Genomic DNA, 13,491 nt, shown 5'->3' with positions numbered 1-13,491 from the left:
GTTGCCCTCGACTCAAGAGGAGGGTCATTCTCCCCTATGTAAACTGGGAAACAAAACTCGCAACCCTAGCTGTATCTAGGTTTTCTGATTTTTTACTTTTTACTTTCTTGGTATGCCCTTCTCCTCCCCCTCCCGGACTCCCCTGAGTGATGATTTTATTGCCCTCTGTCAGGCACAGATGGAACTTTTGCGGGAGCAAATGGAAGCGGACAGAAGTGCAGTTTATTTAACTGAACCTTTATCGAGTAATTTAATCCCAGTCGTTGTTTGTCCGCCTTTTAACCCCCCTTCTCCCCAAAAAAAGCGGCTTTCCTTACAACCAGAGCAACCAGCAGCCGACTTGTTAACTGCGGTTAAGTTAGAAGATTTATCCCACCTCTGGGGTAATCAGGAGAGCGTCAGCGGTCATCGCTTGTTTTTACCCTTAATGTATGAAGAGGGCATGATCGGATTATTGGTGACAACCCGAGAAAAACGACCTTGGCAAAGTTGGGAATTAACCCAGATGGAAAAAATCACCCAAACCCTCGCTTTGGCCTGTGTACTCGATCGCCAATTGGGAGAAGAACGTTATTATCGACAATGGCAACGACAGCGTCTCGATACCTTTCTCCATCAAATCCGCAATCCCCTCACCGCTTTAAAAACCTTTGGTAAACTTCTACTCAAAAGGCTTTTAGCCGAAGAGGGTAACGATCCCGCCATTACTGGTATCCTGAGAGAAAGCGATCGAGTTCGCGACTTAATTGCCGAATTTGAGGGACAAATTCAGCAAGAAAGCGAAAATTACCCCACCGTCGATATTCCTCTCCTGCAAGCGCAATCTTCCCCCACCGCCTTTCTCTTACCTGCTGGCAGCGGCCAACTAACTCCGATCGATCTCCATGATCTTCTCGATCCGCTGCTCCTTTCGGCCCAAGCGGTAGCCAAAGAGAGAAATCTCAGTCTAGAAACGATTCACGGGGAAGATATACCACTTATTCGGGCCAATATCCCTGGTTTGCGGGAAGTATTCAGTAATTTAATTGATAATGCCCTCAAATATACTCCTGCTGGCGGAAAAGTCACCGTCGAGGTGCATAATGTTAAGAATAGTGTAGAAATTGTTTTTAAAGACACGGGTTATGGTATCCCGACGAGCGATCAAGAAGGAATTTTTCAACGTCACTACCGGGGAGTGCAAGCAGGGGGAGATATACCGGGTACAGGATTAGGTTTAGCGATCGCCAAAGAATTAATTACCAGCATGGGGGGGACGATCGAATTTATCAGTCCCAATCCCGAGCCAACAAGTTCCCCCTACCCCGGCACGGTTTTTCGGGTTAGTATGCCGGTTATAGCCGATAGACATCTTAGTATAGAAGGATGATCTGGTGGTCAATTCTGCCTATTTTCTCCCTCAGGAGATTCCTGGGGCGATCGGTTAAAATATATGGAAAATATCAGTGTCAATGGTAACTTGGCCGTGAACCAGAGAATTAAGTAAATTATGCCAACTATCGAACAATTAGAACCCGCCGATAAGGCCGATGTGGTAGTATATATGCCCTACTATGCCAAGGACAAACATAGTATCCTGCCCTATGCGATCGCTTTGTATCAAGCCGGATCTTTAGAAGGTCGTCGTCGCATAGAAAACAGTGAAGGGATTCCCTTTGTGGCGTCTTGGTATGTATCAAAATTGCCCTCGGAATTGACCCGTTGTCGTTTACAATTTGAAGGACAGGCCGACCTAAGCTATGAGATGACGATTATTAACGCCGAGTTGGTCGAATATCTCATCGATGCGATTAAAACCTTTAAGCAGCTAGGTTCAGCCGACTTTTCGCAGGGATTTTATCGGAAACTGCTGCGATTTGAAGAATAAAAGTCGGGATTTTACGGGTTAAAAAGGAGCAAATCGTGGCGAAATCAGCCAAATCTATACTTATCTCTTCCCTGGAACCCCTCAGTGGTAAATCGGGAACTATCGTCGGTTTAGCGCATCTCTTGCGGCAAAAAGGACTAGAGATAAGTTACGGCAAACCAGTGGGCAATTGTCCGGGCTACGTCGATGGGCAATTGGTCGATGAGGATGTAGAATTTATTCGGCAATTATTAGAATTATCCCCCGAACAGCTGCGCTTACCCCTGATCTATACAGATGTGGATTCCGTTGCTAAACGTCTGCAAGGTGCAGATAAACAGGACTACGGCAATATTCTTGCTGGTTATCTCGATCGGATTCACAGTGATATTACCCTCCTCGAAGGGCCGGGGACTCTCTGGGAAGGGAGTATTTTTCAGTTATCGATGGGGGAGATGGCCAAAATTCTCCAGACTCCGATCCTATTGGTGGCCCGCTATAGTTCTCCCCTGATTGCCGATAGTCTGCTGAAAGCGCAACAGGAATTAAATAATCAGCTGCTGGGGGTAGTAATTAGCGATATCCCCACCGATGATTGGGATGAAGTACAATCTCTCCTTAAACCCTATCTCGCTGGCCAAGGTGTGGAAGTTTTAGGACTGTTACCCGCTAGTAAATTATTGCGCAGTATTAGTGTTCGGGAAATTGTCCATCTTTTAGAGGCCAAAGTATTATGTCGGCCCGATCGTTTGGATTGGATGGTAGAAAGTTTAGCGATCGGGGCGATGAATGTCAACGCCGCTTTAGAATATTTTCGCAAGGGGGAAAATATGGCCGTGATTACGGGTGGCGATCGCACAGACCTCCAGTTAGCTGCCCTAGAAACTTCCACCACCTGTTTAATCTTAACCGGTTCCATCTCTCCAGATCCCCTGATTTTGGGCCGGGCCGAGGATTTAGAAGTACCGATTCTCTCGGTAAATTTAGATACTCTCAGTACCGTGGAAATCGTCGATCAGGCCTTCGGGAAGATTCGCTTACAGGAACAGGTAAAAGTCGCTGGTATTCGAGAATTAATGGAGGAACATTTTCAGATCGATCGCCTGTTAGAAAAGTTAACAATAGGGGCGTAATTTCTCCCCAGCTGCCCAGAATTTCATGGGAAATCCCTTCATGAGTCTATCATCCTCCCCTGTGTCCCCTCCGGTCAAAGAAAATGACTGGAGCTTATTATTAAGATTACTTCCCTACGCAAAAAAGCAAAAAGCCCTGCTATTTTGGTCATTAATACTTCTTTTTCCCCTATCTCTCACGGGGGCAGTCCAACCCTTAATTATCGGTCAAGCGGTCTCCCTTTTGCAAAAGGAACAAACTTGGGATTTTTTGGCTCAAATGCCCTTAACAGCAGCCATTAATACCCTAATTATTATCCTGTCGGTTTCGATTATTTTACGACTGATTTTAGGGACAACACAAGGTTATCTAGTACAGAAAGTCGGTCAGTCAATTACTGCTAATGTCCGGGAAGATTTATTTACCCACGTCACCTCCCTTTCCTCTAGTTTTTTTGATCGCTCTCCCGTGGGACGTTTAGTCACTCGTTTAACCAGCGATGTGGAAGCATTAGGAGAAGTTTTTGCTAGTGGGGCGATCGGAGTTGTCAGTGATCTGGTCAATATTTTAGTTATTATCATCACCATGTTTACCCTGCAATGGCAATTAGCTCTATTGTTGGTGTTGATGTTATTTCCCGTCACCGCTTTAATTATCTTTTTTCAAAAACAATACCGCAGCGCTAACTATCAAGTACGCGAGGAATTATCAAAACTTAATGCCCAATTACAGGAAAATGTAGTCGGAGTCAATATTGTTCAATTATTTCGCCGCGAACGCTTTAACGCTGAAATGTTTCGCACTACCAATACTCAATATCGTCAATCCCTAGATAAAACAATTTTTTATGATTCGGCTGTCTCAGCTACTTTGGAATGGATCGGATTAATTGCCGTGGGAGGAGTATTATGGTTAGGCGGAATTTTGGTTCTCCAGAAAACCATTGATTTTGGGGTTTTATCGGCTTTTATTTTATTCTCCCAACGTCTCTTTAATCCCCTGCGTCAGTTTGCCGAAAAATTTACCATGTTTCAATCGGGTTTTACTGCTATTGAACGCATTGGGGAATTAATCAGTATTCCCATTGAAATCAAAGATTATAACAATTATAAAGAGCTTTATTTTCCCGAAAAACTTAAAACTGGCGAGATTATTTTTGAAAATGTTTGGTTTGGTTATAAACCCGATGAATATATTATAAAAGGTCTCAATTTTACCATTAATCCCGGAGAAAAAGTCGCTTTAGTCGGTCCCACCGGTGCGGGAAAAAGTTCGATTATTCGTCTTCTCTGTCGTCTTTATGAACCGAGTAAGGGCAGAATTCTAGTGGATGGTATCGATATCCGTTATCTTCCCCAAGCGGAATTAAGACGTTATATCGGTGTCATTCTCCAAGAAACTTTTCTCTTTGCTGGAGATGTTACTCGCAATATTACTTTAGGAGAAAATTATGATTTTGAGCAGGTGAAGGCAGCGGCTAAATTAACTAATATCGATCACTTTATCGAGGAGTTACCCGACGGTTATCATACTCTTTTACGGGAACGGGGCGCAAATTTATCGGGAGGACAAAAACAATTACTCGCTTTTGCAAGAGTCGCTATTCGTAACCCCGAAATTCTAGTTTTAGATGAAGCTACCGCTAGTTTAGACGTGGGAACAGAAGTATTAATTCAAGAAGCTTTAGAACAGATTTTAGTCGATCGTACTGCTATTATTATCGCCCATCGTCTCTCTACTATTCGCGATGTCGATCGAATTCTTGTCCTTAAACGCGGGGAATTAGTCGAATCGGGAACCCATGAAGATTTATTAACTAAAGACGGCCTCTACGCTAGTTTATATAAACTGCAAATGTTAGGCACAGATAGTTAATGACAAACCCCCCCACTCCCTTCCCAAAATGCCTTCACCAGAATCCGCTCCATTGGTATCACAACTGCAAAAAAAAGTCAATAGTTTAGATGTACCATTTTATGCGCCAGGGCATAAGCAGGGGGAAGGAATCGGGGAAGATTTAAGTAATTTACTGGGAAAAAGCGTTTTTAAAGCCGATTTACCCGAATTACCCGACCTTGATAATTTGTTTGCCCCGACGGGAGTGATTAAAGAAGCGCAAATTTTAGCAGCCGAGACATTTGGGGCAGATAAAAGCTGGTTTTTAGTCAATGGTTCCAGTTGTGGCATTATTGCGGCGATTTTAGCCACTTGCGGCGAGGGAGATAAAATTATTTTGGCGAGAAATATTCATAAATCGGCAATTTCGGGCTTAATTCTCTCTGGGGCGCAACCTATCTTTATCAATCCCGAATATAATCCCACTATCGATCTAAATTTAAATATAACCCCCCAATCCCTCGAAAATGCCCTGAAACTTCATCCCGACGCTAAAGCGGTGATGGTAGTCTCTCCCACCTATCAAGGGGTTTGCTGTGACTTAAAAACTATCGCCCAGATTACCAATCATTATTCTATCCCGCTGCTCGTCGATGAGGCTCACGGGGCGCATTTTGCCTTTCATCCCGATTTACCTCCGGCTGCCCTGTCTCTCGGCGCCGATATGGCTATTCAGTCCACCCATAAGGTTTTAGGGGCCTTAACTCAAGCATCGATGTTACACTTAAAAAGCGATCGCATTAGTTCCGAAAAAGTCGATCGAGCCTTACAATTAGTTCAAACCACTAGCCCTAGTTATTTGCTTCTCGCTTCCCTTGATAGTGCTAGAAAGCAAATGGCGACGCAAGGACTAGATTTACTGACCAAAACCCTCGATTTAGCCGCTACTGCCCGAAAAGAACTCGATAAAATTCCTAATATCTCTGTTTTAGACTTTCCCCATTCTATCCCGGGTTGTCACTGGTTCGATCGCACTCGTTTAACGGTAATTGTCAAAAATTTTGGCTTAACCGGTTACGAAATAGACGATATTTTGCGAGAAAAATACGCTGTCACGGCAGAATTACCGACTTTAAGCCAACTTACTTTTATTATCTCCATCGGCAACCATCGCGAACACATTAATCGCCTCATTACTGCTTTTCAATGCCTTCAATCTCCTTCCTCTACCAGTTTACCCGCGACTCCTGCCCTAGTCATGGGAAATCTGGCTATTTCTCCTAGAAAGGCTTTTTTTGCCCCTACAGAGATAGTATCCCGTAAAAATGCCCTCGATCGTCTTAGTGCTGATGTTATCTGTCCCTATCCTCCCGGTATTCCCGTTTTGATGCCGGGTGAGTTAATTTCTCAGGAAGTCCTCGACTATCTGCAAACTATTTTAGACCTCGGTGGCACGATTACCGGCGGTACTGATGATAATTTGGCAACTTTCAGGGTTTTAAAATAATCGCAAAATTATCTGATATATTAACCGGAAAAAGGCAGTAATAGCAATGGCTCCAATGGCTGCCATCACGGCAATGATAGCAATTTCAGGAAAACTTAGAGTTCCTTGCAGTTGCGGAATTAACAGGAAAACGAGGGTAATTGCGGCTAGAATCGGTAAATCTTTCCCTTCAATCACTTTTTTAAATAATGCCAAAACTAAGCCACCTAAGATCATAAAGGCGATGACAATTCCTGCCGAGGGAACTAAACTATTTAAGGCAATTACTAATAATGTCCCTTCAAACCCCGCAAAGGCAGCATTAGCGAAAGTTTCCCCAAGAGAAAAGCGGGAAGTTTTTCTAATCACCGGAGGAGATGGGGGAATTGGAGAGGGTGGAGGAGATGGAGGAATTGGAGATGGAGGAATTGGAGAGGGGGAAGATGGGGGAATTGGGGAAGGTGGAGGAGATGGGGGAGGAGGATTTAAAGCGGTTAAAACTTCTCCACAGGATTGAAATCTATCCCAGGGATTTGCTAGTAACATTTTATTGAATACTTGGGCTAAATCTGCACTGATATTAGGGGCATAATTTTGCCAATTCCAGACCTGTTTTTGCGGATCGTATAGATCATCAGGATCGCGATTAGTTAAGAGTATAACACAGGTAGCTGCTAGGGCATATAAATCTGTGGATGCCGATACCTGATTGCCTAATTGTTGTTCGGGAGGAGCAAATCCGGCCGAGTAAATTGTTGTGGATTTCTCTTGTGTATTACTAGGGTTATTAGTCGCCTGTTTTACTGCCCCAAAATCGAGTAAATAGAGGCGGCCATTTTTGGATAACATGATGTTAGATGGTTTTATATCCCGGTGAATGGAACCATTTTCATGAATAAATTTGAGGATAAGAAGTAATTCTTTGAGAATGTTTTTAACTTCACTTTCTTGAAAGGGTTTTTGTTGCTGCTGGAGAATTTCTTCTAAGTTTTTACCGTCGATATATTCCTGGGCCAGATAGAAAAATTGTTCTTCTTCTCCCGTTAATTGATTCTTGACTTTTAAGGGGAAAAAAGCATAGAGATCGGGGATTTGGGGATGTTCTCGTCCTAAATCTTCTAAAACGTGCGCTTCTTGAAAAAATAAATTTTTCGCTTTTTCTAAAGCTTGGGGACTTAAATTACCAGAAGGTTGAAATTGTTTGATTACACATTTGGCTTTTTTGGGACTATAACGATCTACTGCCAAAAATGCCGCACCAAATCCCCCTTGTCCTAATAAACGTTCTGGCAAATAACGTCCCCCCAAAATTAATGGCATCCCGCAAGTAATACAATATTTCTGCTCGATCGAGGTTAAGCGATTGCTATCGTCTAGGTCTAGGCACTGATTACGCGGTCTCGGACAGTGGGGACGCGTGCAAATAACTTCCATAATCACCGTTTCCCGTGGTACTGCTCTTAGTTTAGCTACTACCGGCAATTCGGGTTAAAATTTTTATTCTTGAGAAAGATTTAAAAAGAGGGTTCGTAGGCCGACACGGATTCCCATTCTACTACAAGGTTAGCAGAAATTTTGGAGTTTGTCAAGTCTTTGGCCGAAAAAAAATTCAGCCAGATAAGGGCGGTTATCGAAAAAATCGGGTCACACATATAAGCCAGGGCAAGGGTTCTGGCCGCGGCGTTTTCAGGTGCTTGAAAATATTGCTTTTTTTTCTCCAAGGCAGTAAACTCAAATGTATTGTAAATGTATTTCAGATGAATTATGACTCTATATCTAGTAGAGGATGATCAACAAGAAAGGACAAAAGAAGAGGTGAGCGAGATATTGGATCGCATTGCCACACTCGCCTCAAAATCCCAGGGAGAGTTAATCGAGGCCCTAGTCGGTGGAACAGAGGGGCGGTTATTCCTGATTATCAAAGCGATCGATCGCGCCTCCGTCGAACAAGTACTAGAAAACGCTGGGCTAAGTTGGCAACTAATCAAGGAAATGCGCTTGATTGGGCAGGACTTAGCCACTGTGCGAGAGCGCAAAGACAAAGCCAACTATCTAGTACAGTGGAATTTACCACCGGGGCTAACGATGGAAACTTACCTGCAACGAAAAGCGGAGAAAACCCCCCTTTACACTCAAGTGCCGGAAGTCAGTTTCGAGCGTACCTATGTTTGCGAAGACTTGAGTAAATGTCTCTGTTTCTACGATAGTCCCGATGAAGCGGCGGTAAAAAGAGCCAGAGAAGTGGTCGGCGCACCGATAGATAGTTTGACCTCGATTGAAAATATTCACCCTTAGGAGAAAACAATTATGCTCGATCGAGGCTCCGAAATCCTTTCTTTTCTGGAAGAAAGAGCCACTGACCTCAACAACGGTACAGCTAATCTCAACGTCGGTTCAGCCCTAACCAAGCTAGGAGAATCGGGCTGGTTCGGCTATGCTATACCTGAAAGCTTAGGCGGCCGGGGTGGCTCCTTATTGCAGGCAGTAGAGGCGATCTCCGCTGTGTCCCAATGTTGCCTGACCACTGGTTTTGTTTTCTGGTGTCAGCGCGTCTTCATTCAATATTTGGCCGCCAGTAATAACACTTACCTACAAAACAAAATTCTACCTGCTGTTCTCAAGGGAGAGATAGCCGGGGCGACAGGACTCTCTAACGCGATGAAGTACCTCGGCGGGATCGAGGAGCTGCGTTTACAGGCAAAGATTGAGGGAGAAAACGTCACTGTTAATGGCTTCCTGCCCTGGGCCTCTAACCTCGACTCTAACGGAGAATTTATAGTGGCCGTTGCCGCTCAAACTACATCGGGACAAACTCTTATCCTCGCCCTTCCCTCCTTCGCAAAAGGGTTAAAACGGGGTGAAGACCTACAATTATTGGGTTTACAGGCTTCCCGCACCAGTACCCTTGAATTCGATCGAGTTCAGTTATCTCACGACTGGATTATCAGCTTGGAAGCAGCAAAATTTTTACCCTCAGTCCGCCCCTGTTTCTTGCTGTTACAATGCGGACTGGCCCTTGGCATTACGCGTAAATCCCTTGCAGAGACGGAGAAAAATTTAGGGGGAAAGGCAGCGGTAACAAGCGATCGTTATTTCTTCGCCCGGGAGCGTCTGACTCGTCTAGAAAAGACAATCGAGCAATTCAGCACCCTAGAAAGCTTCGATCTCGGACGAACACGCCAACTATTCACCCTCAGAGTGGACATTACCCGGTTAGCGGTGGAATCCGTGGGGTTAGAAGCGGAAATTAAGGGAGGAAAAGGCTATTTCCGTAATAGCGACACGGCGCGACGACTGCGGGAGGTCGCCTTTTTACCTGTGTTAACTCCGAGCCTGATTCAACTAGAAAGAGAGTTACAACGTCAGTCCGCTACCGATAAAATTCTCACTGGCGAACTCGAGCGAGCGGGGGTGAGGGAATGAGCGTCGCCACTGATTACCCCGTCCTCACCCTCAAAAACCTCCACAAACGCTATAAAACCCGCAATGGCTACCGTACCGTTTTTGAGGATATTAACCTACAGGTGCGCTCCGGTGAGGTGGTTTGTTTGCTTGGGGCCAGTGGTTGCGGTAAATCTACCCTCCTTGCCACCGCCGCTGGTTTGCAAAGTGCCGATGGCGGAGAAATACAATTGCACTCACGACCCCTACAAGCCCCAGACATCCGCAGCTCGATCGTCTTTCAATCCCCCGCCCTTTTACCTTGGTTAACCGTTTGGCAAAACGTGGCTTTTGGTTTGAAATTAAAGCGGATGCCCCGCCTCGATCATCAGCAATTACGCGAAAGGGTTCACACCGCCGTTAAAAGCGTCAAACTAGAGGGCTTCGAGCGTGCCTATCCTCATCAACTATCGGGCGGTATGGCTCAGAGAGTTTCTCTAGCCCGCGTTCTTGCCCGCCGCCCCTCTCTCCTCCTCCTGGATGAGCCGTTTAGCGCCCTCGACGCGATTACCCGTTTCGAGATGCAAAAACTCCTCCTAGAAGTCATAGCTCTCTATCACAGCACGGTTCTCCTCGTTACCCACGATATCGATGAGGCCCTATTAGTGGCCGATCGAGTTCTTCTCATGGGTCGTCATCCGGTGGGCATCCGCCGAGAATGGACCATCTCGATGCCGAAACCCCGTTTCGAGTCAGCGAAGCTGTTGAGTGATCTACGCCAGTCAATTTTTCAAGAATTAGCCCTTGTGATGACACTGTAAATCTATGAACCTACACGATAATTGTGCTTGTTGCGGCATGAGCCGTCGAGATTTCCTGAAACTTTCGGCACTGTTTACCAGTTCCTTCGGAGCAGCGATCGCCGCCGATAATTGGAATCTCCCCGTTAACGCCAATGCCAACGATCAGCCTGTGAAAATCGGTTATCTACCGATTACGGATGCCGCCCCCCTATTGGTGGCCCACTCGCGAAAACTTTATCAAGCGGAAGGTTTAACTGCCGAACAACCGCGCCTATTCCGCTCTTGGGCGCAGATTGTTGAAGCCTTTCTCGCTCGGCAGGTGAACGTTATTCATGTTCTTTTTCCCACCTCGATCTGGATTCGTTACGGGCGCAATTTCCCCGCTAAAATCGTCGCTTGGAACCATACCAACGGTTCAGCCCTCACCGTCCTTCCCGATATTGAAAATCCCAGGGAATTGGGAGGTAAAACGATCGCGGTTCCTTTCTGGTATTCGATTCATAATTTGGTCTTGCAACAACTCTTACAACGTAACGGGCTGAAAATAGTTCGCAAAGCCAAGGACGCGCCGATCGCTTCTAACGAGGTTAATCTAGTGGTTCTCCCGCCCCCGGATATGGTATCAGCCCTCGCCAATAAGAGCATCGGCGGTTATATCGTGGCTGAACCTTTCAACGCGGCGGCGGAAAATCTCAAAACCGGTAGGGTTCTCCGTTTCACCGGCGATGTCTGGAAGAATCACGCCTGTTGCGTCGTCTTTGTTCACGAGGAGGATATTAGGCAACGGAAACAATGGACGCAGAAGGTGGTAAACGCCCTCGTTAAAGCCCAACTCTGGTCCCGGGGCAATCGCTCGGAAGTGGCCCGGATTCTCTCTAAAGATGGTGGAAAATATACCCCTCACCCGCTGCCAGTATTGCAACGGGCGCTTACTTACTACGATCGCAATTTCTATAAGAAAGAAGGAGCAATCCAGAATCCAGCTTGGCAGGTCAACCGGATCGATTTCCAGCCCTATCCTTTCCCTTCCTATACAGAGGAACTGGTACGCCTGCTAAAAACCACTCAGGTGGAAGGAAATACGGATTTTCTCCAAAAACTGCAACCTCGACAGGTGGCCCGGGATCTCGTGGATGATTCTTTTGTCCGTAATGCCTTGCAACAGGTGGGCGGACCGAAAGCTTTCGGCTTACCGAATAATCTCTCCCGCATCGAGACGATCAAATTTTAAAGGTCCAAACCCATGAAGTCACAATCTTTGACCTCCCCGCCAAGAGCTTTACTACCCTTATGGGGTATCGGTTTTGGATTATTGCTCTGGTGGCTATTTACCAGTCCTCTATGGCACTCAAACCCGATTTTAAATGATTTTTCCCCTGAGCGCTCTTTTGTCGCTTTATTACATCTTTTTGTTGGGGGGGAGATTATGCCCCATATCCTCACCAGTTGCCGCCGGGTTCTTGTGGGCTTGGTTCTCGCTAGTGCCATCGGTGTGCCGTTGGGGATATTAATCGGGTTGTATCGCTCCCTTGAATCGGCTTTGTCGGCTGTATTTCAATTTCTCCGCATGATCTCGCCCCTTTCTTGGATGCCTTTAGCGGTGATGGTTTTGGGAATTGGTGATCTACCCGTGTATTTTTTGCTGACGGTGGCGGCCATCTGGCCGATCCTTCTCAATACGGCTGCCGGGGTTAACGCGGTTGATCGCTCTTGGTTGACTTTAGCCCGCAGTCTCTGTGCTACCCGAGGGGAAACGGTTTTCCAGATTATTCTGCCTGCGATCGTCTCCCATCTCTTAACTGGTTTTCGTTTGGCTATCGGTATTATCTGGATTGTTCTTGTACCAGCGGAAATGCTGGGGGTTAGTGCGGGTTTGGGTTATTATATTCTCGATACACGCGATCGACTCGCCTATTCAGAGTTGATGGCAGTGATTCTTGTTATTGGCGCGATTGGTTATCTGCTCGATTGGGGTTTGCGTCTGGCTCATCGCTCTTGGACGCATCAAGATTAGCCTCTTGGTTCAACTATGTGGGAAGGGGGAAGTCTCGGTGCTTTCTTTAGTTGAAAGAGCGGGCCAGACGATTAACCCCGGTGTGTAATAACTGTTCCAAGCTTTGGCGATCGCTGATGGCTTGAAAATTGATCACAAAACAGGTTAAACCTAGTCCAAAGAGGATAAAAGTGGGGGCCATAACCACACCAATCATTAACCAGGTGGCGACGTGGAGAAACATGGTGATGGCGAACAACAAAGCTAGGGAAGCAATGGGGAAGAGTTGACGGGTAGGACGACCGAAATAGAGAAAAAGAACGGTTAAAAGGGTGGTTACTAAGTTAGCGGGTACTAAAAAGGCACAAATCGAGACGCAATAGTGGCGGGAAAATTCAGCGAGAGTATTAAAATCTATCATGAATAGTAGTTTATAAATCCCTAAGTCTTAGCACTGTCGATTGTAGCGGAAAATTTAGATGATTGGGATGAAGGTGACTGAAGGCTGTGGTGCAGTAGATTTTCGAGAGGGAGTTAAAACGAGGATCGGGGTATAGGTCATCCAGCTATATTGACATCCTCGCCGTCCGTTTACGGACGGTGATTCCCAAACCTCACGATTTGAGTTTCTGCTTCTTTCCCGAAGGATTTTTCGCACCTGCCTTAACAGATTTACTCTGTTCTGGTCTTATGGTCGCTCTACAGACTGACACCGCAAGCCCTGCGGCCAAAATATTTTTACTCGCGTTAATATCTCGGTCATGGTGAATCCCACAGTCTGGACAGTCCCACTCTCGAACATTTAACGGCATTTTCAAGGGCAATATACCCGCAAGTACTACACCTTTTAGAGCTAGGAAACCAACTATCTATTTCGATGTAGTTTCTCCCATACCCACGGCATTTATAGGCTAACTGTCGACCCCCCCAAACCCCCCCCCCGGGGGGGGGGGCGGGGGGGGGCACCAACCGCCCATAATTGCTGAGTTAAATTCGGGTTTTTTTCACGAGTCTTGTAGGCGAAATTATCAAA

General features: G+C 46.0%; 12 protein-coding genes and 1 pseudogene. 10 read left to right on the top strand and 3 right to left on the bottom strand.

The features are described 5' to 3' along the window. The first annotated feature begins 112 nt into the window (after window positions 1-112). From O9324_RS01745 to O9324_RS01725, 5 genes are all read left to right on the top strand, one after another. Window positions 113-1,369 carry a GAF domain-containing sensor histidine kinase gene (locus O9324_RS01745; RefSeq protein ID WP_288139325.1) on the top strand — a complete coding sequence of 419 codons (1,257 nt, stop codon included), beginning with the start codon at window positions 113-115 and terminating at the stop codon, window positions 1,367-1,369. A gap of 120 nt (window positions 1,370-1,489) precedes the next feature. Continuing rightward, a complete protein-coding gene (ebsA, locus tag O9324_RS01740; protein ID WP_002768348.1) occupies window positions 1,490-1,867 on the top strand; it encodes a type IV pilus biogenesis protein EbsA in 378 nt (125 codons plus the stop codon). Window positions 1,868-1,902: 35 nt separating this feature from the next. After that, window positions 1,903-2,979, top strand: coding sequence for a phosphotransacetylase family protein (locus O9324_RS01735; RefSeq protein WP_288139324.1), 1,077 nt, complete (start codon window positions 1,903-1,905; stop codon window positions 2,977-2,979). A gap of 40 nt (window positions 2,980-3,019) precedes the next feature. Next, the gene (locus O9324_RS01730) at window positions 3,020-4,834 is read left to right on the top strand and encodes an ABC transporter ATP-binding protein (RefSeq protein ID WP_002768343.1); all 1,815 of its coding nucleotides are present in this window, start codon (window positions 3,020-3,022) and stop codon (window positions 4,832-4,834) included. A gap of 28 nt (window positions 4,835-4,862) precedes the next feature. Beyond that, window positions 4,863-6,302 (top strand): aminotransferase class I/II-fold pyridoxal phosphate-dependent enzyme, encoded by a 1,440-nt coding sequence (locus tag O9324_RS01725; protein WP_288139323.1) that lies wholly within the window; start codon window positions 4,863-4,865, stop codon window positions 6,300-6,302. Here the strand turns inward: O9324_RS01725 and O9324_RS01720 are convergent. After that, complete coding sequence (locus O9324_RS01720) at window positions 6,294-7,715, bottom strand: serine/threonine-protein kinase (protein WP_288139322.1); 1,422 nt, start codon at window positions 7,713-7,715, stop codon at window positions 6,294-6,296. The two genes, O9324_RS01725 and O9324_RS01720, sit on opposite strands and share 9 nt — an antisense overlap. A gap of 330 nt (window positions 7,716-8,045) precedes the next feature. Between O9324_RS01720 and O9324_RS01715 the strand changes: the two genes are divergently transcribed. The 5 genes from O9324_RS01715 to O9324_RS01695 are packed head-to-tail and all read left to right on the top strand — an operon-like array spanning window position 8,046 to window position 12,479. Next, window positions 8,046-8,576 carry a DUF4242 domain-containing protein gene (locus tag O9324_RS01715; RefSeq protein WP_288139321.1) on the top strand — a complete coding sequence of 177 codons (531 nt, stop codon included), beginning with the start codon at window positions 8,046-8,048 and terminating at the stop codon, window positions 8,574-8,576. Between the two features lie 12 nt (window positions 8,577-8,588). After that, a complete protein-coding gene (locus tag O9324_RS01710) occupies window positions 8,589-9,704 on the top strand; it encodes an acyl-CoA dehydrogenase family protein (protein ID WP_288139320.1) in 1,116 nt (371 codons plus the stop codon). Beyond that, a complete protein-coding gene (locus O9324_RS01705; protein WP_288139319.1) occupies window positions 9,701-10,483 on the top strand; it encodes an ABC transporter ATP-binding protein in 783 nt (260 codons plus the stop codon). The genes O9324_RS01710 and O9324_RS01705 overlap by 4 nt, the downstream gene beginning before the upstream one ends. Before the next feature lie 4 nt (window positions 10,484-10,487). Beyond that, entirely contained in the window at window positions 10,488-11,696 is a 1,209-nt protein-coding gene (locus O9324_RS01700; protein ID WP_288139318.1) for an ABC transporter substrate-binding protein, read from the top strand. 12 nt (window positions 11,697-11,708) lie between these two features. Next, window positions 11,709-12,479 (top strand): ABC transporter permease, encoded by a 771-nt coding sequence (locus tag O9324_RS01695; protein ID WP_288139317.1) that lies wholly within the window; start codon window positions 11,709-11,711, stop codon window positions 12,477-12,479. A 46-nt stretch (window positions 12,480-12,525) separates the two neighbouring features. Here O9324_RS01695 and O9324_RS01690 read toward each other — a convergent pair whose 3' ends face one another. After that, a complete protein-coding gene (locus O9324_RS01690) occupies window positions 12,526-12,879 on the bottom strand; it encodes a hypothetical protein (protein ID WP_288139316.1) in 354 nt (117 codons plus the stop codon). Between the two features lie 193 nt (window positions 12,880-13,072). Beyond that, window positions 13,073-13,388 (bottom strand): annotated as a pseudogene (locus tag O9324_RS01685) (zinc ribbon domain-containing protein); the annotation flags it as partial. Window positions 13,389-13,491 lie beyond the last annotated feature (103 nt).

Source organism: Microcystis sp. LE19-84.1B, assembly GCF_027531875.1.
Classification (GTDB): domain Bacteria; phylum Cyanobacteriota; class Cyanobacteriia; order Cyanobacteriales; family Microcystaceae; genus Microcystis; species Microcystis panniformis.
Note: the sequence above shows the minus strand (reverse complement) of the source record. Positions and strands in the feature narration are given on the sequence as shown.

What these genes read in the sequence shown, in the direction of transcription:
- O9324_RS01745 (WP_288139325.1), top strand. Translation starts at nt 113, where the DNA reads ATGCCCTTCTCCTCCCCCTCCCGGACTCCCCTGAGTGATGATTTTATT.
- ebsA (WP_002768348.1), top strand. Translation starts at nt 1,490, where the DNA reads ATGCCAACTATCGAACAATTAGAACCCGCCGATAAGGCCGATGTGGTA.
- O9324_RS01730 (WP_002768343.1), top strand. Translation starts at nt 3,020, where the DNA reads ATGAGTCTATCATCCTCCCCTGTGTCCCCTCCGGTCAAAGAAAATGAC.
- O9324_RS01725 (WP_288139323.1), top strand. Translation starts at nt 4,863, where the DNA reads ATGCCTTCACCAGAATCCGCTCCATTGGTATCACAACTGCAAAAAAAA.
- O9324_RS01720 (WP_288139322.1), bottom strand. Translation starts at nt 7,715, where the DNA reads ATGGAAGTTATTTGCACGCGTCCCCACTGTCCGAGACCGCGTAATCAG.
- O9324_RS01715 (WP_288139321.1), top strand. Translation starts at nt 8,046, where the DNA reads ATGACTCTATATCTAGTAGAGGATGATCAACAAGAAAGGACAAAAGAA.
- O9324_RS01710 (WP_288139320.1), top strand. Translation starts at nt 8,589, where the DNA reads ATGCTCGATCGAGGCTCCGAAATCCTTTCTTTTCTGGAAGAAAGAGCC.
- O9324_RS01705 (WP_288139319.1), top strand. Translation starts at nt 9,701, where the DNA reads ATGAGCGTCGCCACTGATTACCCCGTCCTCACCCTCAAAAACCTCCAC.
- O9324_RS01700 (WP_288139318.1), top strand. Translation starts at nt 10,488, where the DNA reads ATGAACCTACACGATAATTGTGCTTGTTGCGGCATGAGCCGTCGAGAT.
- O9324_RS01695 (WP_288139317.1), top strand. Translation starts at nt 11,709, where the DNA reads ATGAAGTCACAATCTTTGACCTCCCCGCCAAGAGCTTTACTACCCTTA.
- O9324_RS01690 (WP_288139316.1), bottom strand. Translation starts at nt 12,879, where the DNA reads ATGATAGATTTTAATACTCTCGCTGAATTTTCCCGCCACTATTGCGTC.